This is a genomic window from Chromobacterium sp. CV08 (assembly GCF_051129845.1).
In the GTDB taxonomy this organism is placed as follows: Bacteria; Pseudomonadota; Gammaproteobacteria; order Burkholderiales; family Chromobacteriaceae; genus Chromobacterium.
Genome location: NZ_CP150453.1, coordinates 729924 through 756245 on the forward strand (window position 1 = coordinate 729924; position 26322 = coordinate 756245).

Below are 26322 nucleotides of genomic sequence, written 5' to 3' on the forward strand. Positions count from 1 at the left end.
CGAGTTTACCGCGCGGCGCGCTTGCCGTGCGGTTTTCCGAACGCCGTGGCCAACACGGAGGCGATAAAAGCGCTCTTGGCGTCGGTATAGGCGGCGCGGTCATCGCCGTGGTTTTGCGCCAGTTTCCGCTTCAAATCGGCATAGCGTTCGGCGAGATGGCTGTCGGCGCGCAGCGCGTCGCGGAAGGCCAGCTTGTCGCGCCAGAAGTCGCTGTCCAGCGCCACTGCGTGCAGATGGACCTCGCGCGGATGGGCGGCTGGTTTGGCGAAGTAATGTCGCTCCGGCATCGCGGTCGCCATCTGCGACTGAAGATGGAAGCCTACGGTTTGAAGCGTGGGGATATAGGGTGTGATGTCGGTCAGAACCGGCAGGCCCAGCATGATGTCGATGATGGGTTTGGCGGCGAGGCCGGGCACCGCGGTGCTGCCGATGTGTTCGATGATGCAGGCGTCGGCCAGCGGGCCGAGGGCGGACAGTATCTGCTGGCGCTCAGTCAGGAAGCGTTGCAGCCAGGCCGGGGCGTAGACACAGATGTCGATGTGGGTTGTCATGGCGGTCTATGTGGTGCTCTTGGGCAAGACTATTTGCGGGTGGCTTGGATGAGGTGAATTTTTTGTCGATCGCCACCCTTATCCCCTTCGGCCCGTGCCGGCAAAACAGCTAGAGGCCAGGGGGGGTTAAGCCGCCGTTTTTTTGATCGGCGGCGCCTGGACTCTGGCTGTTTTGTCGGGGTTTCTCGGGCTGAGGGGTCGCCTAGGGGTGTCGGGGAGCTGGCGAGACAGCTCCCTGACCTGCCCGGCGGGCAGTCCCGCCATGTAAATATCGGTCCGCGTAGCGGACACAAGAGGCTTGATCAGGCATTAAAAATGCCGCCGACCTCTTTCGGGGGTGAGCGGCATGCTGACGGACCGAACCTCGGCTGGCGCCGATATTACTCCGACAGATCGCGGCTGGCCGCCACCTGGTCGCGGTAGTAGTCGTAGATGCCCTTGAGCGCGTCGGCCATCGTCACCGTCGGCTTCCAGTCCAGATCGGCCATCGTGTTGGCGATCTTCGGCACGCGGTTCTTCACGTCCTGGTAGCCGTTGCCGTAGTAGGCGCCGGACGTGGTTTCCACCACCTGCACCTTGTCGGCGTTCAGCTGGTATTCCGGGTAGACGCGGGCCAGGTCGATCATCATCTGCGACAGCTCGCGGATCGAGTAGTTGTTGGCCGGGTTGCCGATATTGTAGATCTGGCCGGAAGCCTTGCCGTCCTTGTTCTCTATGATCTTCATCAGCGCGGCGATGCCGTCGTCGACATAGGTGAACGCGCGCTTCTGGTGGCCGCCGTCGACCAGCTTGATGGTCTCGCCGCGGACGATGTGGCCGAGGAACTGGGTGATCACGCGGCTGGAGCCTTCCTTCGGCGTGTTGATGTTGTCCAGGCCGCCGCCTATCCAGTTGAACGGGCGGAACAAGGTGTAGTTCAGGCCTTCCTGCATGCCGTAGGCGTGGATCACGCGGTCCATCAGCTGCTTGGAGCAGGAGTAGATCCAGCGCGGCTTGTTGATCGGGCCGCAGATCAGCTCGGAGTTTTCCGGATCGAACTCGTCGTCGTGGCACATGCCGTAGACTTCCGAGGTGGACGGGAACACCAGGTGCTTCTTGTACTCGACGCACTGGCGGACGATGGGCAGGTTGGCCTCGAAGTCCAGCTCGAACACGCGCAATGGATTGTTGACGTAGGTCGACGGCGTGGCGATGGCCACCAGCGGCAGCACCACGTCGCACTTCTTGACGTGGTATTCGATCCACTCCTTGTTGATGGTGATGTCGCCCTCGAAGAAGTGGAAGCGCGGATGGTCCTTCCACTCGGCCACGCGGTCATCGTGCATGTCCATGCCGTAGATGTGCCAGTCGGTGGTCTCGATGATGCGCTTGGTCAGGTGGTGGCCGATGAAGCCGTTCACGCCCAGTATCAGTACTTTTTTCATTGGATGTCCTCAACCGCCGTCGGGCGGAAAATCGAATTCGGTAATCGGTTCACAGCGTCAGCGCGCCGGAGGCTACGCGGGCGGCGAAGTTGTCGGCGGAGAGCGGCTGGCCGTCCAGCTCCGCCTCCAGCACCGCCAGGCGGCCGCCGTCGGCGCAGTGGAGCCACAGTTTGCCGTCGGCGCAGCAAAGTTCGGCGCGCTCGGTCGGCGCGGCGTTCCCGGCCCGCAGCGTCTTCCACAATAGCAGGCGGCCGGCCCCGGTGTCGGCGAAGGCGCCGGGGAAGGGCCGGGTCAGCGCGCGGACGAAGTCGTGCAGCCGTTCGGCCGGGGCCAGCGCGTCGATGCGGCCGTCCTCGGGCTTGCGGCCGCCGAAATAGCCGCCCTGGCTCAGATCCTGCCGCACATGCGGCGCGCTGCCGTCTATCAGGCCGGGCAGGCTGCGCCACAGCACCATCTCGGCGGCCACCGTCACCTTGGCGAACACCTCGTCGGCGGTGTCGTCCGGCAGGATCGGCACCGCCATCTGGTCGACGACGGGGCCGTTGTCCGGCTTGACGTTCATCTGGTGCAGCGTGGCGCCGGTCTCGCTCTCGCCGTGGATGATCGCCCAGTTGATCGGCACCCGGCCGCGGTACTTCGGCAGCAGCGAACCGTGCATATTGTAGGCGCCGCGCTTGACCGCTTCCAACAGCGGGGCCTTCAGCATGTGGCGGTAGTAGAAGGAGAACAGGAAGTCGGCCTGCGCCGCGCGCACCCGCTCGACGACTTCCGGCGCGTTCGGATCGTCCGGCGCGATGAAGGCAATGCCGTGTTCCTGCGCGACCTGGGCCACACTCTCGAACCAGATATGCTCCTCCGGATTGTCCTCGTGGGTGACCACCAGCGCGACATCGACGCCGCGGCCTATCAGCGCTTTCAGGCAGCGCACGCCGACATTGTGGTAGGCGAAGACGACGGCGCGGCTCATGGCGTTTCCTTCCGCTCCAGCACCGCCTGGATCACGTAGCGCGGACGCGAGCGGACTTCCTGGTAGATGCGGCCGATGTATTCGCCCAACAGGCCGATGCCGAACAGCGCGATGCCGATCAGGAAGAAGGCGACGGCGAACAGCGTGAACACGCCGCCGACTTCCGGACCGAGGATCAGCCGGCGCAGCAGCAGGTAGACCACCAGCAGGCCGGAGCCGGCCGACACGCCCATGCCCAGCAGCGAGAACCACTGCAGCGGCATCAGCGAGAAGCCGGTCATCAGGTCGAAGTTCAGCCGGATCAGGCTGTACAGCGAGTATTTCGATTCGCCGGCGAAGCGCTCCTCGTGGCCGACGACGACTTCGGTCGGATTCTGCGAGAACTGGTAGGCCAGCGCCGGGATGAAGGTGTGCAGCTCGTTGCACTGATTGATGGTGTCGATGATGCGGCGGCTGTAGGCGCGCATCATGCAGCCCTGGTCGGTCATCTTGATCCGGGTCAGCTTCTCGCGCAACCGGTTCATCGCCCGGCTGGCGACGTGGCGCCACAGGCTGTCGTTGCGCTGGCGGCGGATCGAGCCGACGTAGTCGTGGCCCTTGTCCATCTCGGCCAGCAGCACGGCGATGTCCTCGGGCGGATTTTGCAGATCGGCGTCCAGCGTCACCACGCGTTCGCCGCGGCTGTGCTCGAAGCCGGCCAGGATGGCCCGGTGCTGGCCGAAGTTGCCGTTGAACAGCACCACGCGGGTGACGTCGGGGCGCAGGCCGAACTGGTCGCCCAGCATCGCCGCGCTCTTGTCGCGGCTGCCGTCGTTGACGAAGACGATCTCGTAGCGGAGGTTCAACGCGTCCAGCGCCGGGTAGAGCCGGTCGAACAAGGCCTGCAACACGTCCTGCTCGTTGTAGACCGGGATGACCACGGAAAGGTTGATGTCGGTATTCATGTTTTTCAGTGTAAAACGGCGCGCAGCACGGCGCTGACGGTTTGGCAGACGCGGATCACGTCGGCGTCGCGCATCGCCGGGAACAGCGGCAGCGTCACGGTGCGCGCGCCGATGTCCTCGGCCGCCGGATATTGTCCTTCGGCGCCGCCCCGTTCGCGGAACAGCGCGAACAGATGCATTGCCGGGTAGTGGACGCCGACGCCGATGTGTTCGGCCTTCATCCGCGCGATGAATTCGCCGCGGTCTATGCTCATCTTCTCAAGCGGCAGCAGCGGCTGGAACATATGCCAGTTGCTGTTTTCGAAGTCCTCCGGCGGCAGCTCGCAGCCCAGCGAGCGGTCGAAGTGCCGGAAGTACAGGCGGGCCAGCTCGCGGCGACGGGCGTTGAAGCCGTCCAGCTTCTTCAGCTGGCCCAGGCCGATCGCCGCGGCGATGTCGGTGAGGTTGGCCTTGCCGCCCAGCACGTCGACGTCCATCGTGCCGTCCGGCAGCCGGGTGACGCCCTGCAGCCGCAGCTTCTCGAACAGCCGCGCCTCGTCGGCGTTGTTCAGCACCAGGCAGCCGCCTTCGCCGCTGGTCATGTTCTTGTTGGCGTGGAAGCTGAACGACACCAGGTCGCCGAAGCTGCCGATGGACCGGCCGTTCCAGCCGGCGCCCATGGACTGGGCGGCGTCCTCGACCACCCGCAGCTTGTGGCGGTCGGCGATGTCGTACAGGCGGTCCCGGTCCACCGGCAGGCCGGCCAGATCGACCGGGATGATGGCGCGGGTGCGCGGCGTGATCGCCGCCTCGATCTTGTCCAGGGCTATATTGCGGGTGACCGGATCGGCGTCGACGAAGACCGGCGTGGCGCCGACCTTGAGAATGACGTTGGCGGTGGCGATCCAGCTCAGCGGGCAGGTGATCACCTCGTCGCCGGGACCGACGCCGGCGATCTGCAGGGCCATTTCCAGCGCGGCGGTGGCCGAGGCCGCCAACCGCACCGGACGGCCGCCGCAAAAGGCCGACAACTCGGCCTCCAGCTGCTGGCAGCGCGGACCGGTGGTGATCCAGCCGGAGCGCAGCACCTCGGCCACGGCGGCGATGGTGTCCTCGTCTATCGCGGGACGGGTGAAGGGCAGGAATTCCATGTCGGACCTTTGCGAGAATCAGCTGCGGGCGACCAGCACGACGCCGACGATGATGACGGCGATGCCGATCAGCTTCTGCGCGCTGAGGGCCTCGCCGAACATCCAGTAGGCCAGCATCGCGTTGACCACATAGCCTATCGACAGCATAGGGTAGGCGACGCTGACCTCGACCCGCGACAGCGCCATGATCCACACCACGACGCTGACCGCGTAGCAGGACAGGCCGCCTATGATGGGCAGATTGGTGGCCAGCGACCAGCCTATCGGCAGCGCGTTGGCGGCGGAGAAGTCGAAGTGGCCGATCTGGCGCACGCCGGCCTTCAGGCACAGCTGGGCGGCGGCGTTCAACAGCACGCCGAACAGTATCAATCCGAATTCAATCAGTTTCATTCATTCCTATCCAAAGCTTGCTCCCCTCTCCCCTCCAAGGTGAGGGGCCGGGGGAGAGGGGCCTAAGGCTTGGCTATCACCAGGCGCCGCGGATCCCGGTAGATCACCTTCATCGGCAGGCCCTGCCGCAGCAGCAGCGAGTAGGTGTCGTCGGTCAGCATCGCCACCGCCTTCGGCGCGGCGCGCCAGGCTGCGGTGAATTGTTCGATACGCGGCATCCAGCGCCGCGGCTCCTGCGCCTCGCCGAATTCGAACTCATCGACGAAATCCACCAGCGTCACCGGCCGGCCGACGTAGTAGGGGAAGGTCTGGTCGTAGTAGCGCACCGAATAGACCTGGGCATCGGCCGCCAGATACGGGCGGATCTGGGCGACGATTTCCCGGCTGCCCTTCAGGCGGCCGTAGCTGTCGTGGCCGCAGGCCGCCAGCGTCACAGCGGCCAGGCTGCCGAAGGACAGCGCGGCGGCAGCCGCCAGCAGCCGGCCGCGCCCCAGCGCACGCCAGGCGCAGACGGCGCCGATCAGGAAGACCGCCGCGCCGGCGGCGATGAAGCGGGCGAACGGGATGATCACGTCCGGCGGCGAATCGACGCTGGCGAAGCGGCCGGCGAACGGCCAGGCGGCCAGCAGGGCCAGCCACAGCAGCGCCGGCGCGATGAGGTGTTTCTTCAGCTCGTTCGGCGCCATACGCGACAGGCTGTGCGCCAGCATCAGCGCCAGCGCCGGGAACATCGGCAGGATGTAGGAAGGCAGCTTGGAGCTGGACTTGCTGAAGAAGGCGAAGATGAACACGCTCCAGATCAGCAGCAGCCGGCCGACGCGCAGGCCGGCGGCGCGATCGGCCCAGGCGTCCTTGACGATGCGCGGCAGCAGCGTGGTCCACGGCAGCAGGCCCAGGATCAGATAGGGCACGAAATACCACGGCGCGCCGGTGCGCTTGTGCTCGGTGGTCAGGAAGCGCTCGAAGTGCTCGCGGATGAAGAAGAAATGGGCGAAGTCCGGGTTGCGCTCGGAAACCAGCACGAACCACGGCGCGGTCAGCGCGAAGAACAGCGCGAGCCCGCTGAGCCAGTGCATCCGCTTCCAGAACGACCATTGCCAGTTGACCAGGCTGTACAGCACCAGCGTGGCGCCGGGAATCAACAGGCCGATCAGGCCCTTGCTCAGCGTGGCGCCTGCCATCGCCGCCCAGGTCAGCCACATCGCCCGGCGCGTCTCCTCGCGGTCGGCCCCCTCGCGCTGCGCCAGCAGGAAGCCGCACAGCGCGGCAGTCAGGAAGAAGCTGACACCCATGTCCAGCGACAGGAAATGGCTGTTGGCGACGATCCAGACCATGCCGCCGGCGGCCAGCGCCGCGTAGCGGCCGGCGTCGACGCCCCATAGCCGGCGGGCGGTCAGCGCGACCGCGGCCACGCTGAGGAAGCCGGTCAGGCCCGGCCAGAAACGGGCGGCGAATTCGTTGACGCCGAAGGCGGCGAAGCTGGCCGCGCCGGCCCAGTACTGCAGTATCGGCTTCTCGAAATACAGCAGGCCGTTCAGCCGGGGCGTGATCCAGTCGCCGCTGTGCAGCATGAACAGCGAGATCGTCGCGTAACGGCCTTCGTCGGCGTGGATCAGGCCGCGGTAGCCGAGGCTGCCGAACCAGATCAGCGCGAACAGCAGCCAAAGCGCGATCTCCAGCGCGCGCGGCACGACGGTGGCCTTGGTGTTTTGCATCGGTATTCCGGAATCCCTTGAGCAAATGATGCGAGCGAACTCGCTAGGATACCCGATCCGGCCGCCGCTGTGTGCAAAGGGGCCGGGCCCGCGGCCCGCGGACCGGTTCTCAGACCCAGTCGCGCGGCGGCAGGAAGTCGGTGTACAGCCGGGCCTCCGGGCTGCCGGGCTCGGGCTGGTAGCCGTATTCCCAGCGCACCAGCGGCGGCATCGACATCAGTATCGACTCGGTGCGGCCGCCGGACTGCAGGCCGAACAGCGTGCCGCGGTCCCAGACCAGGTTGAACTCGACGTAGCGGCCGCGGCGGTACAGCTGGAACTGGCGCTCGCGGTCGCCCCAGGCGGCGGCCCGTCGTCTGGCGACGATGGGCAGGTAGGCGTCGAGATAGCCGTCGCCGACGGCCCGCATGAAGGCGAAGCTCTTGTCGAAGCCCCATTCGTTCAGATCGTCGAAGAACAGGCCGCCGACGCCGCGCGCCTCGTTGCGGTGCTTCAGATGGAAGTATTCGTCGCACCAGCGCTTGTAGCGCGGGTAGACGTCGGCGCCGAACGGCTGGCACAGATCGCGCGCCGTCGCGTGCCAGTGCACGACGTCTTCGGCCACCGGGTAGAACGGCGTCAGGTCGAAACCGCCGCCGAACCACCATACCGGCGCCTCGCCGTCCTTCTCCGCGATGAAGAAGCGCACATTGGCGTGGCTGGTCGGCACATGCGGATTGGACGGATGGATCACCAGCGACACCCCCATCGCCTCGAAGCGGCGGCCGGCCAGCTCCGGCCTGTGCGCGGTGGCCGAGGCCGGCAGCGCGTCGCCGTGGACGTGGGAGAAGTTGACGCCGGCCTGCTCGAACACCGCGCCGGCGGTCATCACCCGGCTGCGTCCGCCGCCGCCGGCTTCGCGGTTCCAGGCGTCCTCGACGAAGCGGCCCTGGCCGTCTGCCTGTTCCAGGGCGGAGCAGATGCGGTCTTGAAGGTCCAGCAGAAAGGCTTTTACGGCATCGCTGTGCGGGTGGCTCATGGCGGCGTCTGTCTCGCAGGGAAGTAGGGGCCGATTGTAGCAGAGCTGCCTGGCGGGATCGCGGAGATGAGGGGGAGGGGAAATGAAAATTGCCCGCCGGGAGGCTAATGCCAGTCAGCGTTAACTGACTGGCATTACGCTGGCGGCGGGCGTTCTGACGACGGGGAGGGGGCTCAGGCTGCCGCGAATGCGGTCCAGCCGCAGGCTTGCTCGACGCGTTGCGGGCGCGGCGCGCTGTTGAAGAACTTCAGGCTGCGCTGCAGCACCTCGGCGCGTTCGTTGTCGACCATCACCATGTGGTAGCTGTTGGACAGCGGCATGAAATCCACCGGGCCGCCCAGATGCTGCACCAGGTGGTGGGCGGAGCGCGGGCTGGTGATGTCGTCCTCGTCGGCGTGGACGATCAGCGTCGGACAGGTGATTTCGGCCAGCCGCGACATCAGCTGGCGGCGCAGGCGGTCCACCTCGCGTATGCACATCAGCGGGATATAGGCGTAGTGGAAGCGGTCGCCGCGCTCGAAGCGCTGCTGGATCGCCTTGCGGATGCGCGCGTTCTTGATGCCGAACGGCGAGACTTCCGGCACGCGCATCTTCTGCGCCAGTCTCGGAATGCGGTAGACGATGTGGCGGGCCCAGGTCATCTTGGGCAGGCTCCAGCCGTCGAGGAACATCGGCGGCGCGTACAGCGCCAGCCTGTCCTGGTGGTTTTCGCGGCGGGCCACTTCCAGCGCCACCAGTCCGCCCAGGCAGACGCCGGCCAGATGCACGACCTTGTGCCTGGCCTTCAGCGCGCGGTATTCATTGCGAATGCTTTCCACCCAGTCCTCCCAGCCTACGCCGAGCAGGTCTTCCGGCGAGCCGCCGTGACCGGGCAGCACCGGGGAGTGGGTAACGATGTCGGCGTCTTCCAGCGTGCGGCCCAGCGCGCCCAGATCGTAGGCGGTGCCGCCGAGGCCGTGTACCAGCAGCGCCGCCGGTCGTGAGGAAACCATTCTGTATATTCCTGATATTGCGATAATCGGCATTATCGGCAAGCGGGCGCAAGCAGTCTGTGGGCTTCCTGTCGGCGCTTTGTGACGATGAGTGACTTATATCGTCTCGGGGGCGGGCTGCGCAATGATCATGCGGAAGCGCGCGCCGCCCAGGTCGCTGGGGCCGGCGCTGGCCTGACCGTTGTGGTGTTCGGCGATCAGCCGTACGAAGGACAGGCCCAGGCCGTGGCCGCCGGTGGCGCGGTCCCGGCTGCGGTCCAGCCTGAGGAACGGTTCGAAGACCTTGTCGCGGTCTTCGGCCGGTATGCCGCAACCGTCGTCGTCGACCTCGATGATCAGTTGCGCGCCCTGGTGGTAGACCGTCATCCTGACCTGGCTGTGCGCGTACTTGAACGCGTTCAGCAGCAGATTGCGGGTGGCGATGTACATCAGCTTGCGGTCGAAGGCGCCGCCCTCGCGCGGGCAGTCCAGCGACAGCGTCAGATCGGCCGGCTTCAGCGGCGTCACCAGGTCGATCAGATCGTCGAACCAGTCGAACAGGTCGACCTCCTCCAGGTGCAGCGGCACTTCGCTGCGCTTCAGCTTGGCGAACTCCATGCTGGTGCTGATCAGCTCCTCCAGTTCCAGCATGTCGCGCTCCATGCCGTCGCGGTAGCGTTGCCACTCGGCCGGATCCTCCTCCTCTTCCAGCATCGTCAGGCCGAAGCGCAGACGTGCGATCGGCGTGCGGATCTCGTGGGCGATCGCGTGCGAAAGCGCCTGCCGCGTTTCCAGCTGGCGTTCCAGCCGCGACGCCATGCTGTTGAAGGCCAGCGGCAGCGGCGCGAACAGCCGGCTCTTGGCCGAGCGGGCGCGGGCGCTGAAGTCGCCCTCGGCGAACACCTCGGCGGTGCGCCTGACCTCCAGCAGGTCCTTCCACAACGGTTGCAGGCTGAAATAGAGCAGGGTGCCGAAGGTGGCGCCGGACAGCAGCATCCAGATCAGCAGCACCTCGATGTCCTCGCTGATCCAGTTGCTGTCGCTGGACTGCATGTCCAGCGGCCCCAGCACCAGCAGGCGCTTGTCCGAAGGCATGGCGACGTAGAGCAGCTGCTTGTCGATGTCCAGGTAGGGCTTGCCCTGGCGCAGCAACGGGCGGGCGGCGGCCTCGTCCTCGTCCGGCAGCCGGTCGGCCAGCCGGATCGGGTAGCTGAAGCGGCTGGCGATCGCGGCCAGCTCGGCGTCCCAGCGCTGCGGCGGCTGCTTCTGCAACTGTTCGCGTATCAGCGTGACGGTGCCGTTCATGAACTGCACCTTGCCGGCCTTGTCGCTGTTCTCGTACAGCTTGGTGACCAGGAAGCCGAAGCCGATGATGATCAGCAGCTCCACCAGCATGGTGGCGAGGAAGTAGCGGGCGAACAGCGTGCCCAGCGACGGTTTGAACCAGCCGCGCAGGTTTTTCGGCATCGCCTATTCCCAGTCGCTGCGGGAGAACAGATAGCCCTTGCCGCGCACCGTCTTGATCCGCGCGGGCGCGTCCGGATTGTCGCCCAGCTTGCGGCGCAGCCGCGAGATGCGGGCGTCTATCGAGCGGTCCAGACCGTCGAAGCCTATGCCGCGCAGCTCGCCCATGATGTCGTCGCGCGACAGCACCTGGCCGGCGTGGGTGGCCAGCAGCCACAGCAGGTCGAACTCGGCGGTGGTCAGCTCGATCTGCTCGTCGCCGAGCAGGGCCTCGCGCGTGCCCTGGCTGATGCTGAACTGGCCGAAAGTGATGCTGTCGCTGTCGGCGGCCGCGTTCTGGCTGTCGGCGCGGGCGCCGCCGCTGCGCCTGAGCAGCGCGCGGATGCGGGCCAGCAGCCGGCGCGGCTCCACCGGCTTGGCCAGGTAGTCGTCGGCGCCCAGCTCCAGGCCGAGGATCTCGTCGACGTCCTCGTCGCGCGCGGTCATCATCAGGATGCGGCCGCCGTAGTGCGGCCGCACGTCGCGGCAGACGTCGAAGCCCTCCTTGCCCGGCAGCATCACGTCCAGCACGACCAGGTCGGGGCGCGCCTCCAGGATGGCGGCCGGCGCGGTGTCGCCGCGGCCGTGCAGGCTGACCTGGTAGCCGTGCTTGGTCAGGTAGGCGGCCACCAGCTCGGCCAGCCTGGCGTCGTCTTCGACGATGAGGATATGTTGTGCCATTGCGTCGGTGCTTTGAACAGGCTCTCGTTGATGCGTCGGGGAAAATAGTAACACGCGTTCGGGCGCTTGGCAGGCTTGTGTTTCCGCCGACATGCCGACAGAATCAATAGTGTAGAACCACACCCGGACGCAGAGCCGGCAGATGGGCTGCCGCCGCGCAAGCTGGGGGAGATAGAGAACAGGGACTTCCTTATGCAACAGATCAAGCAGTGTGTCGTCTGGCTGCTGGTGGCGCTGGCGGGGGCGACCGCCTTCGCGATGGTGGCCTTGAACCGCGGCGAGACGATCAACGCGGTGTGGCTGGTGGTGGCGGCCTTGTCGGTGTACGCGATCGCCTACCGCTTCTACAGCCGCTTCATCGCCGACAAGGTGCTGGAGCTGGACGCGCGGCGGCTGACGCCGGCGGAGAAATTCAACGACGGGCTCGACTATGTGCCCACCAACAAGTGGGTGGTGTTCGGCCACCACTTCGCCGCCATCGCCGGCGCCGGCCCGCTGGTCGGCCCGGTGCTGGCCGCTCAGATGGGTTATCTGCCCGGCACGCTGTGGATACTGGTCGGCGTGATGCTGGCCGGCGCCGTGCAGGACTTCCTGACGCTGTTCCTGTCGATGCGCCGCGACGGCAAGTCGCTGGGCGAGATGATACGGCAGGAGCTCGGGCCGGTGGCCGGGGTGATCGCCTCGATCGGCGTCTTGATGATCATGGTGATCCTGCTGGCGGTGCTGGCGCTGGTCGTGGTCAAGGCGCTGGCCGACAGTCCTTGGGGCACGTTCACCATCGCCTGCACGATACCGATCGCGCTGTTCATGGGCGTGTACAGCCGCTTCATCCGGCCGGGCAGGATAGGCGAAGTGTCGGTGCTGGGCTTCGTCCTGCTGGTGCTGGCCATCGTCTACGGCGGCGACGTCGCCAAGAGCGCCACGCTGGCGCCGCTGTTCACGCTGAAGGGCACGACGCTGGCCTGGACGCTGATAGGCTACGGCTTCATCGCCTCGGTGCTGCCGGTATGGCTGCTGCTGGCGCCGCGCGACTACCTGTCCACCTTCCTGAAGATAGGCACCATCGTCGGCCTGGCCATCGGCATCGTGGTGGTGGCGCCTCAGCTGCACATGCCGGCGCTGACCCGCTTCATAGACGGCAGCGGTCCGGTGTTCGCCGGCAATCTGTTCCCCTTCCTGTTCATCACCATCGCCTGCGGCTCGGTATCGGGCTTCCACGCGCTGGTGGCTTCGGGCACCACGCCCAAGCTGATCGAGAGCGAGAGCCATGCGCGCATGGTGGGCTACGGCGCGATGCTGGTGGAGAGCTTCGTCGCCATCATGGCGCTGATCGCCGCCTGCGTGCTGGATCCGGGCGTCTATTTCGCGATGAACAGCCCGGCGGCGCTGATAGGCAAGACCGCCGTCGACGCGGCCCAGGCGATTTCAGCCTGGGGCTTCGTCGTGACGCCGGACACGCTGACCCAGCTGGCCGCCGACGTCGGCGAGCACAGCGTGCTGTCGCGCGCCGGCGGCGCGCCGACGCTGGCGGTCGGCATGGCCCACATCCTGTCCGGCGTCATCGGCGGCAAGACGATGATGGCGTTCTGGTACCACTTCGCCATCCTGTTCGAGGCCCTGTTCATCCTGACCACCGTCGACGCCGGCACCCGCGTGCTGCGCTTCATGATCCAGGACCTGCTGGGCATCTTCATCAAACCGATGGCCGACACCGAATCGTGGGCGGCCAACTTCGTCGCCACCGGCCTGGCCGTCTCCGCCTGGGGCTATTTCCTGTACCAGGGCGTCGTCGATCCGCTGGGCGGCATCAACACGCTGTGGCCGCTGTTCGGCATCGCCAACCAGATGCTGGCCGGCATCGCGCTGACGCTGGCCACCGTGGTGCTGGTGAAGATGCAGAAGACGCGCTATGTGTGGGTGACCGCGTTGCCGACCGCCTGGCTGCTGCTGGCCACCCTGACCGCCGGCTGGCAGAAGCTGTTCGATTCCAGCCCGAAGATCAGCTTCCTGAGCCACGCCGAGAAGTTCTCGGCCGCGGCCGCCAACGGTCAGCTGCTGGCGCCGGCGAAGAGCATGGCGCAAATGCAGCAGATCATCTTCAATGATTATGTGGACGCCACGCTGACCGCGCTGTTCATGGCGGTGGTGCTGGCGATGCTGGTGTCCGGCATCCACGTGATCCGCAAGTCGCTGGCGGTCAAATGGGTGACGGCGAAGGAGGTGCCGGCGGTATACCGGCAGGGAGGCGCCAATGGCTGAGTGGTGGAGGGCGGCGGTGCTCACCGCCCGCTTGATGGTGGGGCAGCGCGACTACGATCTGTATGTCGGCCGCCGCCGTCGTTTCGATCCGGAGGCGCAGGTGATGAGCCGCGAGGAATTCTTCCGCTATTGCCAGGAGCAGCGCTACGGCGGCAAGAGCGTCAAGAAGTGTCCGTGCTGATCGGATGGATTCAAATGCAAACCGCCCGGCTTTGGCCGGGCGGTTTGCATTGGGCGGATCAGTCTGCGTGGGTGCTGAGGGGCAAACCGCCGGCCCCGGCGTAAAACACGAGCAACTCCACAGCCTCGTCGCCAGTGACGCCTCGATGCGGGGTGCCGACCGTTTCGGCCAGCGTGTCGCCCGCATGCAGTTGACGCCGATGCTTGCCATCGCGGGTTTCCACCGTCAGGGTCCCCTTGACGACATAGGCGGCATTCGGCGATGGGTGGCTGTGCCAGGGAAGGCTGGAATGGGCGGGAATGATGATACGCACCAGCGTCAGCTCTGGCTTGCCGGACGGGTAGGCCTTGTAGGGCTCGCCGTCCCAGGATTTTTCCGTCTTGAGCAGGGTTTGCATCTGCACCGTTGCCTCATCCGCGGCGAGAGTCAGGGACGGTGTCAGCAGCGCGGCAAGGAGGGCGAGGGACAGTTTGATCGAGCGGTTTTTCATGCATTTTCCTTATCGTTTACGCAGCACGTATCCGTTGTCGGTGAAGCGAAGGAGAAACGAAAGTCCCCCGCAAGGGGGGGACCGAAAATGCTAGGTGAAGTTCAGCGCAGCAGCGCCAATACGCCTGCGTTGATCAGGCCGCCGCCTACGATCAGCCAGCCGAAGAGCGCGCTGGCCAGCAACAGCGGCTTGGCGCCGGCCTGGCGTATCGCCGAGACGTGGGTGGTGACGCCCAGCGCGGCCATCGCGGCGGCCAACAGCAGATTGTCCAGCGCGATGATCCGCTGCAGCAGCGGATGCGGCAGCAGGTTGAAGGAGTTGAGGCCGGCCACGACGAGGAAGGCGACGGCGAACCAGGGGATGGAGATGGCCTGCTTTTCCTGATGGCCGCCGCTGTGCTTGTTCGCCAGCCAGGCCGACAGGCCGATCAGGAACGGCGCCAGCATCATCACCCGTATCATCTTGGTGATCACCGCGGTGTTCATCGCCGCGTCGCTGATCGATTTGCCGGCCGCCACCGCCTGCGCCACCTCGTGGATGGTGGAGCCGGCGAACAGGCCGTAGCTGAACTCGGAAATGCCGAGGTGGCGCACCGCGTCGTACATCAGCGGCCACAGGAACATCGCTGCGGTGCCGAACACCACCACGGTGGCGACGGCCACCGCCACCTTCTCGGCGTGAGCCTTCACCACCGGCTCGGTGGCCAGCACCGCGGCCGCGCCGCAGATCGAGCTGCCGGCGCCGATCAGGATCACGCTCTGCTCGTCCAGGCCCAGCTTCTTGCGGCCCAGCCAGAATGCCAGCAGGAAGGTGGATGTCAGCACCAGCGCGTCGATCAGCACGCCGGAGAAACCCACCGCGGCGATGTCCTGGAAGGTCAGCTTGAAGCCGAACAGGATGATGCCGGCGCGCAATAGCTTCTGCTTGGCGAAGGTCACGCCGTGGTGGCTGGGTTCGGCGACGAAGCGGTAGACGGTGTTGCCGACCAGCATGCCGCCGATGATGGCGATGGTCAGCGCGGAGAAGCCCAGGTTTTTCATCGCCGGCAGCTCGGCGGCCCAGATGCCGGCGCCGGCGAGGCCCAGCGACAGCGCCAGGCCGGGAATCAGGTTGCGATATTTGGTCATATGCTAATGCCTCTTTGATATATGTCCAAGATACGCTACTGTTGATAAGTAAAAAAACGGATAAAATTAATAGATATCATTAATAAAACTGCTTAGGAGCCGGCATGAGCCTGCGCATCAGCCTGAGGGAGCTGGAGGTGTTCGCCGCGGTGGCGGAGTCGGGCACGGTGACCCGGGCGGCCGAGCGGGTGGCGCTGACGCAGTCAGCGGCCAGCCAGGCGCTGGACAAGCTGGAGCAGGGCCTGGGCGCCAAGCTGTTCGACCGCGTCGGCCGTCGCCTGCTGATCAACGAGCACGGGCGGCTGCTGCTGCCGCGCGCCCGCGCGCTGCTGGACGCGGCGGCCGACGTGCAGGACTTGTTCCAGGGCGGCGAGCTGGCGCTGCGCATCGGTGCCAGCACCACCATCGCCAACTACCTGCTGCCGCCGCTGCTGGCCGCTTTCCGCCGGGATTGGCCGCAGGCGCGGCTGGAGCTGGAAGTGGCCAATACCCGAGACATCGTCGAGGCGGTGGCGGCCTTCCGCGTCGATTTCGGTTTGATAGAAGGGCCGTGCCACCATCCGGAGCTGCTGGCCAGCCCGTGGCGGCAGGACGAATTGCTGGTGTTCGCCGCCGCGACCCACCCGCTGACCGGGCGCAAGGTGGCGGTGGTGGAGCTGGCCGAGGCGGAATGGATATTGCGCGAGGCCGGCTCCGGCACCCGCGAGGAGGTGGAGCGGGTGCTGCTGCCGCATTTGATGCGGCTGTCCATCAGCATGGAGCTGGGCCACTCGGAGGCGATCAAACACGCGGTGGCGGCCGGGCTCGGCGTCAGTTGCCTGTCGCGGCACGTGGTGGCCGACTTGCTGGCGGCCGGCAGCGTGGTCGAGGTGGACGCCGACCTGCCGCGGCTGACCCGGACGCTGTATCGCGTCCAGCACCGGGACAAGGCGATAGGCCGGGGCATGGAAGCCTTCGGCCGGCACCTGCAATGAAAACGGGCAAGACCGTCAGGTCTTGCCCGCTTGCATTCCGAGGCAAGGCGCGCCGCCGCAGGCAGTGCTTATCGCACGACCAGGCGGCGCAACGCGGCATCGGGGCTTCTCTTGTCCTGTCCTAGTGCGCGCCGCTGTCGCCGCCGGATGCCGTGAACGGCGGCTTGGCGAACCAGACCAGCCCGATCAGCAGCACGAACAGGATGCCCGAGACCCAGAAGATCTCGTTGGCCGCCATGATGTAGCCCTGTTTGGTGATCTGCAGCTGGGTCAGCGCGTGTTGCTGGCTGTTGCCCAGGCCCAGCCTGCCCATCGTGTCGAACCACGACACCGAGGCCGGATCGTATTGCGTCACGTGCTCGGTCAGCTTCGAGTGGTGCTGCGCCTCGCGGCGGTCCCACATCGTCGTCGTGATCGAGGTGCCTATGCTGCCGGCCAGGATGCGCAGGAAGTTCGACAGGCTGGACGCGCTGGCGATCCGCGACGGATGCAGGCCGGACAGCGTGATCGTCGTCAGCGGCATGAAGAAGCAGGCCACGCCTATGCCTTGCACGACCTGGGGCCACACCACGTAGGAGAAGTCCATGTCGGTGTTGAAGTTGCTGCGCCAGAAGAAGCAGATCGCGTAGACGCTGAAGCTGATCGTCACCAGCCAGCGCATGTCCCAGCGGTGCGCGTTCTTGCCGATGATAGGCGACAGCACCACCGGGATCAGGCCTATCGGCGCGGCCGCGAGGCCGGCCCAGGTCGCGGTGTAGCCCAGCTGGGTCTGCAGCATCAGCGGCAGCAGCACCACGGCGCCGAAGTACAGCATGAAGCCCAGGCTGATCGCGATGGTGCCGACGGTGAAGTTGCGCTGGCTGAACAGCGACAGGTCGACGATCGGGTGTTCCTCTCCGAGCTCCCAGATCACCAGATAGACCAGGGACAGGAAGGCGACCACGGCCAGCGTGACGATCTCGGCGGAGTTGAACCAGTCCAGCTCCTTGCCGCGGTCCAGCATCATCTGCAGCGAGCCGACGCCGACCACCAGCAAGGCCAGGCCGAGCTTGTCTATCGGCAGGTCCACGATGGCGGTTTCGCGCGGCTTCAGGATGCGCCAGGAGATGAAGGCCGCCGCGAGGCCCACCGGCACGTTGATGAAGAAGATCCAGCCCCAGTGCCAGTTGTCGCTGATCACGCCGCCGAGTATCGGGCCGAACACCGGCGCGACGATCACCGTCATCGCCCACAACGCCAGCGCCATGCCTTTCTTGGCCGGCGGATAGCACGACAGCAGCAGGCTCTGCGACAGCGGAATCATCGGACCGGCCACCGCGCCTTGCAGCACGCGGAACAGGATCAGCATTTCCAGGCTGCCGGACATGCCGCACAGCCAGGAAGTCAGCACGAACAGCAGCGTGGAGGCGGTGAACAGCCTGACCTCGCCGAAGCGCTTGGCCAGCCAGCCGGTCAGCGGCACGGCGATGGCGTTGGCGACGCCGAACGAGGTGATCACCCAGGTGCCCTGGCTGGTGGCGGCGCCGAGGTTGCCCGAGATGGTGGGCAGCGCCACGTTGGCGATGGTGGTGTCCAGCACCTGCATGAACACCGACATCGACAGCGCCAGCGTGATCCAGACCAGTTTCGAGCCGGTCAGTGGCGGATGGTTCATCGGGGCGTCCTCAGTTGGCGTTGGCAGCCAGGATTTCCGCCACCAGCTTGTCGGCCTGCTTCAGGTCCGGCAGCGTGCCGTTGTGCTCGCTGACGACGGCCGGCGGCGCGGCCTCGGCCAGCGACTTGCCGTCCTGGTTGCTGGTGTCCACCACCGCGTCTATCGACAGGCCGACGCGCAGCGGATGCTCGCGCAGGTCCTTGGCGTCGAGGGCGATGCGCACCGGCACGCGCTGAACCACCTTGATCCAGTTGCCGGTGGCGTTCTGCGCCGGCAGCAAGGAAAAGGCGCTGCCGGTGCCGGCGGACAGGCCCTGCACCTTGCCGTGGTAGACCACCTTGCCGCCGTACAGGTCGGACTTCAGCTCCACCGGCTGGCCGATGCGGATCTTGGCCAGCTGGCCTTCCTTGAAGTTGGCGTCCACCCACAGGTTTTCCAGCGGCACCACGGCCATCAGCGGCGTGCCGGCGGCGACGCGCTGGCCGACCTGCACATTGCGGCGGGCGACGGTGCCGGTCACCGGCGACTTGATCTCGGTGCGCTGCAGCGCCAGCCAGGCTTCCTTCAGGCGGCTGGCGGCCGCCTTGACCGCAGGCTGCTGCGCCAGCGCGTCCTTGCCGACCAGCGCCAGGCCGGCTTTTGCCTGTTCCTGCGCGGCCGTCAGCGCGGCCTGGGCGGCGGCGGCGGCATCGGCGGCGTGGCCCAGCTCCTCGGCCGACATCGCCTCGCTGCCGGCGATCTGCTTGCGGCGCTTCAGGTCGGCTTCGGCGCGGGCCAGCTCGGCCTTGCGCAGCGCCACCTGGGCGTCCAGCTGCTGGCTGTTGGCCATCAGCTGGCGGGTCTGGCGCACTGTCTGGGCGAATTCGTTGCGGGCGCGCTCGAAGGCCAGCTGGGCGTCGCTGTTGTCGTAGCTGACCAGTACCTGGCCGGCCTTGACCGTGATGGTGTCGTCGACCAGCACCTTGGCGACGGTGCCGCCGACTTCCGGCGTCACCTGAACCAGGTGGCCGCCGACATAGGCGTCGTCGGTGTCTTCCTGGTGGCTCAGCACCAGCGCCCAGTAGGCGCCGTAGCCGATGGCGATGGCGGCGAACACGGTGGTGGCCACCAAGAGATTGCGTTTGCGGCTTTGCGCGGTTTCTACTTTCTGATCCATTTCGATGTGTCCTTAGCGGGAGGCGGGCTGTGTGGCGAAGCCGCCGCCCAATGCGGTGTTCAGGGTGGCCCAGGCCAGGCGGTTGGCCGCCTTGGCGTCGGTGTAGGCCGATTGCTGGTTCAGCAGCGCGTCCTGGGCGTCGAGCAGCGACAGCTTGTTGACCAGGCCGGCGCGCAGGCGGGCGGCCATCGCGTCATTGGCCTTGCGGCTGCTGTCCAGCGCGCTCTGCGCCTGCTTCAGCTGACGCTGGCTGTTCTGCCAGCCGGACACCGCGTCGGCGGCGTCGCGCAGCGCGTCCAGCACGGTCTGGTTGTATTGCTGCACCGCCATGTCGTAGCCGGCCTGTTGCTTGGCGAGGTTGGACTGCAGCTGGCCGGAGTGGAACAGCGGCAGGCTGATGGCCGGCATCAGGCCCCACAGCGTCGATTCGCTTTTCCACAACTGATTCAGTTCCAGCGAGCTCTGTCCGGCGAACACCGTCAGTTTGACGTTGGGATAGAACTCGGCGCGGGCCTCCTTGACCGAGCTGTCCGTGGCCTCGACGCGCGCGCGCTGGGCGGCGATGTCGGGACGGCGGCCCAGCAGATTGGCGTCCAGGCTGTCCAGTTGCGGGGCCGGCGTGGTCTCCAGCTTGCCGGCCTTCAAGCCGGCCTGGGTCTGGGGCGCCTGGCCGGTCAGCGCCGCCAGCGCGTGGCGGGCGCGCTCGATGTCGTTGTCCAGCGCGCTTTGCTGTTGCTGCAGCTTCTCGATCGAGACTTCGTTGCCGCGCTGGTTGTCGCCGGGCAGCAGGCCGGCGTTGATGCGGGCCTGGGTCAGCTTCTGGCGGCTCTGGGCGACGGCGAGGCGCTGCGCCAGCAGTTCGGCCTGCGCCTGGCTGCGCTGCAGCTGGGTGTACTGGGCGACGACGGCCTGGGTCAGCATCAAGCGGGTCTGCTGGCCTTCATAGGCGATGGCCTGTTGCTGGCCGAGTGCGGCGCTGACGGCGGCGTGGTTCTTGCCCCAGAAGTCGAATTCCCAGCTGCCGACCAGCGCCGCGGTGTAGGCGGTCAGGTAATCCTTGTGCAGCAGCGGCTTCAGCGGGTCGTAGTGCAGGTCGACGGCGTTGGCGGTGGCGTCCAGCTGCGGGCCGTCCTTGCTTTCGACGATGCCGACGGCGGCGCGGGCCTGGCGCAGCCGGGCGGCGGCCAGCTTCAGCGACGGCGAGTCCTTCAGCGTGGCTTCCACCAGCTGGTTCAAGGCCGGATCGTTCAGTTGGCGCCACCAGTCGGCGGCGATACTCTGCTGGCCGGATGCGGCCAGTTGAAGCTGTTCGGCGCTCAGGGTCCGGTCGGGGACGGTATCCGGGCCGAAGCTGGCGCAGCCGCCGAGCACGGCGCTGATCAGCAGCACCCCGGCGGTCTGTGGCCAAGATTTCTTGTTCACCTTGTCGGTCTCCATCAATGATGCATGCATTGCTGTGATATATCTGGTGATAATCACACAGGTTACTATTTGGCCGAAAAAAGCGGGGTCAACCACCCAGCTTGCTGAGCAGTTTGCGCATCAGCTTTTCCATCTGCTGTTTTTCCTCCTCGTCGAAGTCGACCCACAGCTGGCGGTGGATTTCACGGGAGTACGGCAGCAGGCGCTCTACCAGCGCGATGCCGGTCGGCGTCAGTTCCAGCACGATCTTGCGGCGGTCCTCGGCGCTGGAGGACCGCGCGGCCCAGTCGTTCTTCACCAGCTCGTCGGCGATGCGCGTGGCGTTGGTGCGCGACGAATCCAGCGTCTCGCTGATCTCGGACGGATTCAGCGTCTGGTTCGGACAGGCGTACAGCGCCAGCAGGGCCATCCAGAGGGTCTCGTTCAGGCCGTGCTGTTTCAGCGTCTCGCACATGTGGCAGGACAGACGCGGCACGATGTGGAAGATCAGTCGGGTCAGGATCACTTCCTGGCGCGGCACGCCGGGAAAGCGCGCCTGTACTCGATCGACCGCCTGTTCCAGTTGGGCAAAGGACTTGTTTGGGCTCATACCGCATGATAGTAACGTGCGGTACTATTTAGCAAGAAATAATAACCTCACTAATTAATAAGGCGCGCCGGCTGTGGCGTAATGTCAACGGAATGGACGTGGAGAGGCGGGGAGGCCGGAGAGCGCCGGGCCGCTTTCAGCCGGCGCATGGCTTTGTCAAACGTCTGTCGCGGTGAGCGACACTGCGGCGAGCCGCTTTCCCCGCCCTGCATCCGGCAAAAAACGGCCGATGCCGGAAAAAGATCGTGAACAGGTTCTCATTCGCCCAGCAGCGTCAGGACCTGCTCCGGCGGGCGGCCGATGACGGCCTTGTCGCCGACGATGGCGATCGGGCGTTCGATCAGATTGGGATTGTCCACCATGGCGGCGATCAGATGCCTGCGCTCCAGCGTGATGTCGTCGAGGTAGAGATCGGCGTACTCCTCCTCCTTCTTGCGCATCAGCTCGCGCGGCTCCAGGTCGAGCAGCGTCAGCAGGCGATCCAGCTCCTCATGGCTGGGCGGGTGTTTCAGGTACTCGACCACCTCGACCTCGGCTCCGGCCTCCTCCAGCAGCGCCAGCGCGGCGCGCGATTTCGAGCATTTGGGATTGTGGTAAAGGCGGATCATGTCGCTTCTCCCTGGTCTGCGGTGCCTGGACGGCCGCGGCGCGGCGGCCTCTGTCGTTGTGGAGTGGGAAGATGGCGGCATCGTGGCATGAAAGCGCGGCGCTGCCAAGCGCTGGCGTTTGGCAAGCGCCGCGCTTATCGTTAACATGCCGATATTACTTATCATTCTCGCGTCATGTCCGCTCCCTCGCGCAGTCATCTCGGTCTGGCCTTCCTGTTGGCGGCCCTGTCCACCCTCGGCCCCTTTTCCATCGACACCTTCTTGCCGGCGATGCGCGCCATCGGCGACAGCCTGGCGGCGTCGCCGCTGCAGATGCAGCAGGCCCTAACCGTCTACCTGTTCTGTTACGCGCTGATGATGTTGTGGCACGGCTCGATTTCCGACGCGATCGGCCGCCGGCCGGTGGTGCTGGTCACCTCGCTGCTGTTCGGCCTGGCCTCGGTCGGCTGCGCGCTGTCGCAGAGCCTGGGCGCGCTGCTGCTGTTCCGCGCCCTGCAGGGCCTGTGCGGCGGCGCCGGCCTGGTGGTCGGACGGGCCATCATCCGCGACAAGCTGGACGGCACGGCGGCGCAGCGGTTGATGTCGCAGGTGACGATGCTGTTTTCCCTGTCGCCGGCGATCGCGCCGGTGGTCGGCGGCTGGCTGTACGGCGCCTTCGGCTGGCATTCGATCTTCATCTTCATGGGACTGATCGGCTTCGCGCTGTTCGCGCTGTGCTGGTTCGGCCTGGAGGAGACCCATCCGGCCCATGCGCGCCAGCCGCTGCGCGCCCGCCAGTTGCTGGCCAATTACTGGCAGGTGGCGAGGGCGCGCGATTTCCAGCTGCTGACCGCGGCGGTGTCGTTCAACTTCGCCGGCTTCTTCCTGTATGTGCCGTCGGCGCCGGTCTTCCTGATGCAGCATCTGCATCTGGGGCCCAGCCAGTTTCTGTGGCTGTTCGGCCCGGCGGTGTGCGGCATCATGTTCGGCGCCTATCTGTCGGGCCGGATGGCCGGCCATTTCAGCCAGCGGGAGATCGTGACGCGCGGCTACTGGCTGATGTTCGCCGCGGCGGGCCTGAACCTGGCCTACAACCTGTCGGTCGACCAGCTGACGCTGCCATGGGGGGTGCTGCCGCTGGCGTTGTACACCACCGGCATGTCCTTGGCGGCGCCGTCGATCACGCTGAACCTGATGGACCAGTTCCCGTCGCTGCGCGGCACGGTGTCGTCGTTGCAGGGATTCTTCCAGACCATGATGTCCAGCCTGGTGGCCGGAGCGCTGGCGCCGCTGGCCTGGGCCAGCCCCTTGAGGCTGGCCGGATCGATGTGCGCGCTGTTGGCGCTGGGCTTCGTCTGCCGCATGTGCTATCGGCGGCGGATGCGCGCGCGGGGCGGCTGAGCGCGCCGCTCAGCTTTCGCCGCGCAGCGCCAGCGCCGGCCGGCCGTCGCGGCGCTGGCGGCCCTGCTCGGACAGCTGCGCGCGTAGCAGCGCCGCCGCGACGCCGATCACCGCGCCGGCGAACAGCGCCATCAGCATGATCATCGCCCGCTTCGGGCGGCTCTTCCTTTCCGGCACCACCGCCGGATCCAGCACCTGGATCAGAGAGGAATCCTTGGATTCGTCTATCCGGGCCAGCTCGTACTGCTTGGCCAGCAGCTCGAAGATGGTTTCCTGGTATTTGACGTCGCGCAGCCGGCGCAGGTATTCCAGCCCGCTTTGCGCCACCTTGCCGGTCGGCACCATCAGGTCGCCGCCGCTGCTGTTGCCGGTCTCCAGCTTGGCCAGCTGCTCGCGCAGGCCGGCCAGTTCCTGCTCGGTGCGGATGTACAGCGGGTTCTGCGCGGTGGCGTAGCTTCGCATCGCCTCCAGCTGGACCTCCTTGGCGGCGATATTGGCGCGCAGCTGGGTGACCGAGCCGACGATGGCCGGCAACTGGCCTTCCAGCTGTATCATGCCGGTCTTCTCCTGGGTCTTGCGCAGCGCCGCCTCGGCATCGGCCAACAGATCCTTGGTCTGTTTCATCTGCTGTTCGAAAAACAGCCGGCGCTTGGCGGCGTCGGTGACCGCCAGCGACTGGTTCACCGTCTTCAGCTCGTCGACATAGCCGTTCGCCAGCGAGGCGGCGAATGTCGGATCGGCGTCGTCGACGCTGATGGTGATCAGGCCGTCCTTGCCGCTGCTGAATTGCGAGAGGGCGCGCAACTCGATGCGGGTGCGGTCCTGGGACCGGATGTCGTAATGCCGCTTCAGCTGGAAGCGCCGGATCAGCCCGTCGGCCACGGTGCGGCTTTGCAGGATGCCGATATAAAGGTCGTTCGGCGTCTTCAGGCCGGCGAGGGTGCCGGCGCCGCCGGCCAGGCCGCCCAGCTGGCCCAGCAGCATGCCCATGCTGTTGTTCTGCTGTTGCGGCGGCATGATGGTGGCGGTGGCGGTGAAGACCGGCCTGGCCGCCAGGCAATAGATCAGCGCCAGCGCGCCGAACAGCAGCGTGCTGGCGACGACCCATCGCCGGTGCAGCCACAGCCGGTTCCATACCGTCAGCAGATCGACTTCATCGTTGCCCTGCGCCGGATTTGCGGTTTGCATCTGCGTCTCCTTGGCTTTTACTTCAGCACTTTCAGGCCGGCCGCGCCGAGGCCGAACTGGTAGAGGATGGACGTCCACTCCTTCAGCGACTGCGTCCAGCTGCCGGCGTTCAGGTCCTCCGGCACGACGATGGTGTCGCCGGGATTGACGCGCTGACCGTTGATGCCGGTGAACCAGCCGCCGTTGTTGCTGCTGGCGACGGTGCCGTCGGCGCGCAGCACGTAGGTGGACGATTTGTCGCCGCTGTCGACCACGCCGCCGGCCAGCCCCAGATAGTCGCTGACCGAGCGCTGCGGCCGGTAGATGAAGGCATTGCCCTGATAGACGGCGCCCAGCACGTTGACGGTGCCGGGGCGGCGCGGAATGTCCACCTTGTCGCCGTCCTGCAGTTCGAGATCCGGCAGATCCTTGACGGCGGCGCCGCCGTCTTTCAATTCCAGTACCACCCGGCCTTCGGCCTTGACGGTACGCAGTTTGGCGGCGATCTGCCGCTGACGCTCCACTTCGGCGCTGACCGAGGCGATGGCGTCCTTGTCGGTCAGCTTGGACAGCCGGCCGGCGGCGCTCTGCTCCAACTCCTTCTCGAAGCGGGTGGCCACCTCGTCCAGCCGCTGCTGCTGCATCTGTCGTATGCTTTCGCGTTTCAACTCGGTGGCGAACACATAGCCGTCGTCGGTGACGCCGCCCAGCCGCATGATCAGCTGGCGCAAGGTTTCGCCCTTGCGGATCTGGAAGGTGCCGGTATGCGAGACCTCGCCGCCGACGCTGACGTATTCGTCGGTTTTCAGCACGCTGACCGGCTGGGCGCCCGGCGAGTGCAGCCGGAAGATGTCGCCGGCCCGCAGCGGAATGGCGGCCAGATCGCCGTCGGCATCGCGGGCTCTCAGCAGGTTGACGAAGCGGTTGTCGACGCTTTTCTCCACGACGACCTCCTTGCCTTCGGCCGTGGATTCCAGCCCGCCGGCCCAATGCAGCAGGTCGCCGGCGGTTTCGCCGCGGCGGAATTCGTAGATCGCCGGCGTCTTGACGTCGCCGAGCAGCGCCACCCGAGGGCCGGCCGCCGGCACCTGGATCACGTCGCCGTCGCGCAGCGTCTGGTCAGTCGATTTGTCGCCGTTGACCAGGATGGCGTACAGGTCCACCCGGGCCACCGTCTTGCCGTCGCGCACCAGCGCGACATTGCGCAGGCTGCCGCTGTCGTCCGGACCGCCGGCCTTCAACAGCGCGTTCAGCAATGTACTCATCGCGTTCAGCGTATAGCTGCCGGGCTGGCGCGCGTGCCCGACCACGTATACCTGGACCGAGCGGCTTTGCAGCAGGCTGACGCTGAGATCGAAGTTGTTGAATACCCGGCTGACGCTCTTCTTCAGCACGCCCTGAAGATCGCGGTAGCGCACGCCTGCCACCGCGATGCTGCCGACGCGGGGCAGGTAGACGGCGCCGTTGCGGTCCACCGTCAGCGTCAGGTCGATGTCGACCATGCCCCAGCCCTTGACCTGCAGTTGGTCGCCGCTGCCTATCACGTAGTCCGGATTGACCTGCACGCCGTCCGGCGCGTCGAAGTTGTTGCCCGGATTGAGAAAGAGGCGGCTGCCGAACAGCGGCAGCGTCTGCTCGGTGGCCTTCTTGACGAAGTCAGCGAACGGCGGCAGTTTGGGTTTGCCGTCGAACGGGTTGATTTCATAGCCGTTGTCGTCCAGATAGCGCCTGGGGTAACCGTTGCCCGGCGGCATCCCCTGCTGGCGTAAGCCCTGTTGCGATTGCGGATTGCGTTCGCCGCCGACGGGGATCGCGCCGGCCGGCAGATTGCCTATGGACGGCAGGCCGTTGGCGTTGTCGGTCTCGTAGCCGGGCATCGTGGTGTTCGGATAGCTGACATTGGCGTTGGCGTTGCCGGCCGCGTGCAGGCCGGCGCTGCCGGCCAGCAGGCACAAGGCCAGCAACGATTTCGCTCCCGATTTCAGAATGCTCGCAGTCATGATTGGTATCCCCGCAATGGT

24 protein-coding genes are annotated in these 26322 nt (G+C 66.3%); 4 read left to right on the forward strand and 20 right to left on the reverse strand.

Going from position 1 to position 26322, the window contains the following annotated elements; all coding sequences use genetic code 11:
* Nucleotides 1-5: 5 nt before the first annotated feature.
* From WNM05_RS03555 to WNM05_RS03605, 11 genes are all read right to left on the reverse strand, one after another.
* Nucleotides 6-551: a GrpB family protein gene (locus WNM05_RS03555; protein WP_434632586.1), complete on the reverse strand. Its 546-nt coding sequence runs from the start codon at nt 549-551 to the stop codon at nt 6-8.
* Between the two features lie 380 nt (nt 552-931).
* A complete protein-coding gene (locus WNM05_RS03560; protein WP_434632587.1) occupies nt 932-1975 on the reverse strand; it encodes a bifunctional UDP-4-keto-pentose/UDP-xylose synthase in 1044 nt (347 codons plus the stop codon).
* A 49-nt stretch (nt 1976-2024) separates the two neighbouring features.
* Nucleotides 2025-2942 carry a formyltransferase gene (locus WNM05_RS03565; protein ID WP_434632588.1) on the reverse strand — a complete coding sequence of 306 codons (918 nt, stop codon included), beginning with the start codon at nt 2940-2942 and terminating at the stop codon, nt 2025-2027.
* Complete coding sequence (locus WNM05_RS03570; protein ID WP_434632589.1) at nt 2939-3886, reverse strand: glycosyltransferase; 948 nt, start codon at nt 3884-3886, stop codon at nt 2939-2941. Before WNM05_RS03570 ends, WNM05_RS03565 begins: the two co-directional genes overlap by 4 nt.
* A 5-nt stretch (nt 3887-3891) precedes the next feature.
* Nucleotides 3892-5016: a DegT/DnrJ/EryC1/StrS family aminotransferase gene (locus tag WNM05_RS03575; protein ID WP_434632590.1), complete on the reverse strand. Its 1125-nt coding sequence runs from the start codon at nt 5014-5016 to the stop codon at nt 3892-3894.
* An 18-nt stretch (nt 5017-5034) separates the two neighbouring features.
* On the reverse strand, nt 5035-5406 hold the full coding sequence (locus tag WNM05_RS03580; RefSeq protein WP_434632591.1) for an SMR family transporter: 372 nt from the start codon (nt 5404-5406) through the stop codon (nt 5035-5037).
* 62 nt (nt 5407-5468) lie between these two features.
* A complete protein-coding gene (locus WNM05_RS03585) occupies nt 5469-7121 on the reverse strand; it encodes a phospholipid carrier-dependent glycosyltransferase (protein ID WP_434632592.1) in 1653 nt (550 codons plus the stop codon).
* Nucleotides 7122-7230: 109 nt separating this feature from the next.
* Nucleotides 7231-8139, reverse strand: coding sequence for an oxygen-dependent coproporphyrinogen oxidase (hemF, locus tag WNM05_RS03590; RefSeq protein ID WP_434632593.1), 909 nt, complete (start codon nt 8137-8139; stop codon nt 7231-7233).
* 173 nt (nt 8140-8312) lie between these two features.
* Nucleotides 8313-9131, reverse strand: a complete 819-nt coding sequence (locus tag WNM05_RS03595; RefSeq protein ID WP_434632594.1) for an alpha/beta hydrolase — start codon at nt 9129-9131, stop codon at nt 8313-8315.
* A gap of 96 nt (nt 9132-9227) precedes the next feature.
* Nucleotides 9228-10577, reverse strand: coding sequence for an ATP-binding protein (locus WNM05_RS03600; protein WP_434632595.1), 1350 nt, complete (start codon nt 10575-10577; stop codon nt 9228-9230).
* 3 nt (nt 10578-10580) lie between these two features.
* Nucleotides 10581-11294, reverse strand: a complete 714-nt coding sequence (locus WNM05_RS03605) for a winged helix-turn-helix domain-containing protein (RefSeq protein WP_434632596.1) — start codon at nt 11292-11294, stop codon at nt 10581-10583.
* Nucleotides 11295-11486: 192 nt separating this feature from the next.
* On the opposite strand from WNM05_RS03605, the gene WNM05_RS03610 reads away from it, so the two are divergent.
* Nucleotides 11487-13553 (forward strand): carbon starvation CstA family protein, encoded by a 2067-nt coding sequence (locus WNM05_RS03610; RefSeq protein WP_434632597.1) that lies wholly within the window; start codon nt 11487-11489, stop codon nt 13551-13553.
* Nucleotides 13546-13734: a YbdD/YjiX family protein gene (locus WNM05_RS03615; RefSeq protein WP_434632598.1), complete on the forward strand. Its 189-nt coding sequence runs from the start codon at nt 13546-13548 to the stop codon at nt 13732-13734. Before WNM05_RS03610 ends, WNM05_RS03615 begins: the two co-directional genes overlap by 8 nt.
* Nucleotides 13735-13792: 58 nt before the next feature.
* Here the strand turns inward: WNM05_RS03615 and WNM05_RS03620 are convergent, their stop codons facing one another.
* Together WNM05_RS03620 and WNM05_RS03625 are read right to left on the reverse strand one after the other, a co-directional pair.
* Complete coding sequence (locus WNM05_RS03620) at nt 13793-14224, reverse strand: cupin domain-containing protein (protein ID WP_434632599.1); 432 nt, start codon at nt 14222-14224, stop codon at nt 13793-13795.
* Between the two features lie 101 nt (nt 14225-14325).
* The gene (locus tag WNM05_RS03625; RefSeq protein ID WP_434632600.1) at nt 14326-15351 is read right to left on the reverse strand and encodes a YeiH family protein; all 1026 of its coding nucleotides are present in this window, start codon (nt 15349-15351) and stop codon (nt 14326-14328) included.
* Nucleotides 15352-15455: 104 nt separating this feature from the next.
* Between WNM05_RS03625 and WNM05_RS03630 the strand changes: the two genes are divergently transcribed.
* Entirely contained in the window at nt 15456-16325 is an 870-nt protein-coding gene (locus WNM05_RS03630) for a LysR family transcriptional regulator (protein ID WP_434632601.1), read from the forward strand.
* A 121-nt stretch (nt 16326-16446) separates the two neighbouring features.
* On the opposite strand, the gene WNM05_RS03635 is transcribed toward WNM05_RS03630, so the two are convergent.
* From WNM05_RS03635 to arsC, 5 genes are all read right to left on the reverse strand, one after another.
* The gene (locus tag WNM05_RS03635) at nt 16447-17979 is read right to left on the reverse strand and encodes a DHA2 family efflux MFS transporter permease subunit (RefSeq protein ID WP_434632602.1); all 1533 of its coding nucleotides are present in this window, start codon (nt 17977-17979) and stop codon (nt 16447-16449) included.
* 10 nt (nt 17980-17989) lie between these two features.
* Nucleotides 17990-19135 carry an EmrA/EmrK family multidrug efflux transporter periplasmic adaptor subunit gene (locus WNM05_RS03640; protein WP_434632603.1) on the reverse strand — a complete coding sequence of 382 codons (1146 nt, stop codon included), beginning with the start codon at nt 19133-19135 and terminating at the stop codon, nt 17990-17992.
* A 12-nt stretch (nt 19136-19147) separates the two neighbouring features.
* Nucleotides 19148-20557, reverse strand: coding sequence for an efflux transporter outer membrane subunit (locus WNM05_RS03645; RefSeq protein WP_434632604.1), 1410 nt, complete (start codon nt 20555-20557; stop codon nt 19148-19150).
* A gap of 88 nt (nt 20558-20645) precedes the next feature.
* Entirely contained in the window at nt 20646-21146 is a 501-nt protein-coding gene (locus WNM05_RS03650; protein WP_434632606.1) for a MarR family transcriptional regulator, read from the reverse strand.
* Between the two features lie 257 nt (nt 21147-21403).
* Nucleotides 21404-21754 (reverse strand): arsenate reductase (glutaredoxin), encoded by a 351-nt coding sequence (gene arsC / locus WNM05_RS03655; protein WP_434632608.1) that lies wholly within the window; start codon nt 21752-21754, stop codon nt 21404-21406.
* A gap of 174 nt (nt 21755-21928) precedes the next feature.
* On the opposite strand from arsC, the gene WNM05_RS03660 reads away from it, so the two are divergent.
* Entirely contained in the window at nt 21929-23134 is a 1206-nt protein-coding gene (locus WNM05_RS03660; protein ID WP_434632610.1) for a multidrug effflux MFS transporter, read from the forward strand.
* A 9-nt stretch (nt 23135-23143) separates the two neighbouring features.
* Here WNM05_RS03660 and WNM05_RS03665 read toward each other — a convergent pair whose 3' ends face one another.
* The gene (locus WNM05_RS03665) at nt 23144-24322 is read right to left on the reverse strand and encodes a GumC family protein (RefSeq protein WP_434632612.1); all 1179 of its coding nucleotides are present in this window, start codon (nt 24320-24322) and stop codon (nt 23144-23146) included.
* Between the two features lie 17 nt (nt 24323-24339).
* Nucleotides 24340-26301: an SLBB domain-containing protein gene (locus WNM05_RS03670; protein ID WP_434632614.1), complete on the reverse strand. Its 1962-nt coding sequence runs from the start codon at nt 26299-26301 to the stop codon at nt 24340-24342.
* Nucleotides 26302-26322 lie beyond the last annotated feature (21 nt).

Bases quoted from the DNA above. Each gene is read 5' to 3' on its own strand.
- WNM05_RS03555 (WP_434632586.1), bottom strand. From the start codon at position 551: ATGACAACCCACATCGACATCTGTGTCTACGCCCCGGCCTGGCTGCAA.
- WNM05_RS03560 (WP_434632587.1), bottom strand. From the start codon at position 1,975: ATGAAAAAAGTACTGATACTGGGCGTGAACGGCTTCATCGGCCACCAC.
- WNM05_RS03565 (WP_434632588.1), bottom strand. From the start codon at position 2,942: ATGAGCCGCGCCGTCGTCTTCGCCTACCACAATGTCGGCGTGCGCTGC.
- WNM05_RS03570 (WP_434632589.1), bottom strand. From the start codon at position 3,886: ATGAATACCGACATCAACCTTTCCGTGGTCATCCCGGTCTACAACGAG.
- WNM05_RS03575 (WP_434632590.1), bottom strand. From the start codon at position 5,016: ATGGAATTCCTGCCCTTCACCCGTCCCGCGATAGACGAGGACACCATC.
- WNM05_RS03580 (WP_434632591.1), bottom strand. From the start codon at position 5,406: ATGAAACTGATTGAATTCGGATTGATACTGTTCGGCGTGCTGTTGAAC.
- WNM05_RS03585 (WP_434632592.1), bottom strand. From the start codon at position 7,121: ATGCAAAACACCAAGGCCACCGTCGTGCCGCGCGCGCTGGAGATCGCG.
- hemF (WP_434632593.1), bottom strand. From the start codon at position 8,139: ATGAGCCACCCGCACAGCGATGCCGTAAAAGCCTTTCTGCTGGACCTT.
- WNM05_RS03595 (WP_434632594.1), bottom strand. From the start codon at position 9,131: ATGGTTTCCTCACGACCGGCGGCGCTGCTGGTACACGGCCTCGGCGGC.
- WNM05_RS03600 (WP_434632595.1), bottom strand. From the start codon at position 10,577: ATGCCGAAAAACCTGCGCGGCTGGTTCAAACCGTCGCTGGGCACGCTG.
- WNM05_RS03605 (WP_434632596.1), bottom strand. From the start codon at position 11,294: ATGGCACAACATATCCTCATCGTCGAAGACGACGCCAGGCTGGCCGAG.
- WNM05_RS03610 (WP_434632597.1), top strand. From the start codon at position 11,487: ATGCAACAGATCAAGCAGTGTGTCGTCTGGCTGCTGGTGGCGCTGGCG.
- WNM05_RS03615 (WP_434632598.1), top strand. From the start codon at position 13,546: ATGGCTGAGTGGTGGAGGGCGGCGGTGCTCACCGCCCGCTTGATGGTG.
- WNM05_RS03620 (WP_434632599.1), bottom strand. From the start codon at position 14,224: ATGAAAAACCGCTCGATCAAACTGTCCCTCGCCCTCCTTGCCGCGCTG.
- WNM05_RS03625 (WP_434632600.1), bottom strand. From the start codon at position 15,351: ATGACCAAATATCGCAACCTGATTCCCGGCCTGGCGCTGTCGCTGGGC.
- WNM05_RS03630 (WP_434632601.1), top strand. From the start codon at position 15,456: ATGAGCCTGCGCATCAGCCTGAGGGAGCTGGAGGTGTTCGCCGCGGTG.
- WNM05_RS03635 (WP_434632602.1), bottom strand. From the start codon at position 17,979: ATGAACCATCCGCCACTGACCGGCTCGAAACTGGTCTGGATCACGCTG.
- WNM05_RS03640 (WP_434632603.1), bottom strand. From the start codon at position 19,135: ATGGATCAGAAAGTAGAAACCGCGCAAAGCCGCAAACGCAATCTCTTG.
- WNM05_RS03650 (WP_434632606.1), bottom strand. From the start codon at position 21,146: ATGAGCCCAAACAAGTCCTTTGCCCAACTGGAACAGGCGGTCGATCGA.
- arsC (WP_434632608.1), bottom strand. From the start codon at position 21,754: ATGATCCGCCTTTACCACAATCCCAAATGCTCGAAATCGCGCGCCGCG.
- WNM05_RS03660 (WP_434632610.1), top strand. From the start codon at position 21,929: ATGTCCGCTCCCTCGCGCAGTCATCTCGGTCTGGCCTTCCTGTTGGCG.
- WNM05_RS03665 (WP_434632612.1), bottom strand. From the start codon at position 24,322: ATGCAAACCGCAAATCCGGCGCAGGGCAACGATGAAGTCGATCTGCTG.
- WNM05_RS03670 (WP_434632614.1), bottom strand. From the start codon at position 26,301: ATGACTGCGAGCATTCTGAAATCGGGAGCGAAATCGTTGCTGGCCTTG.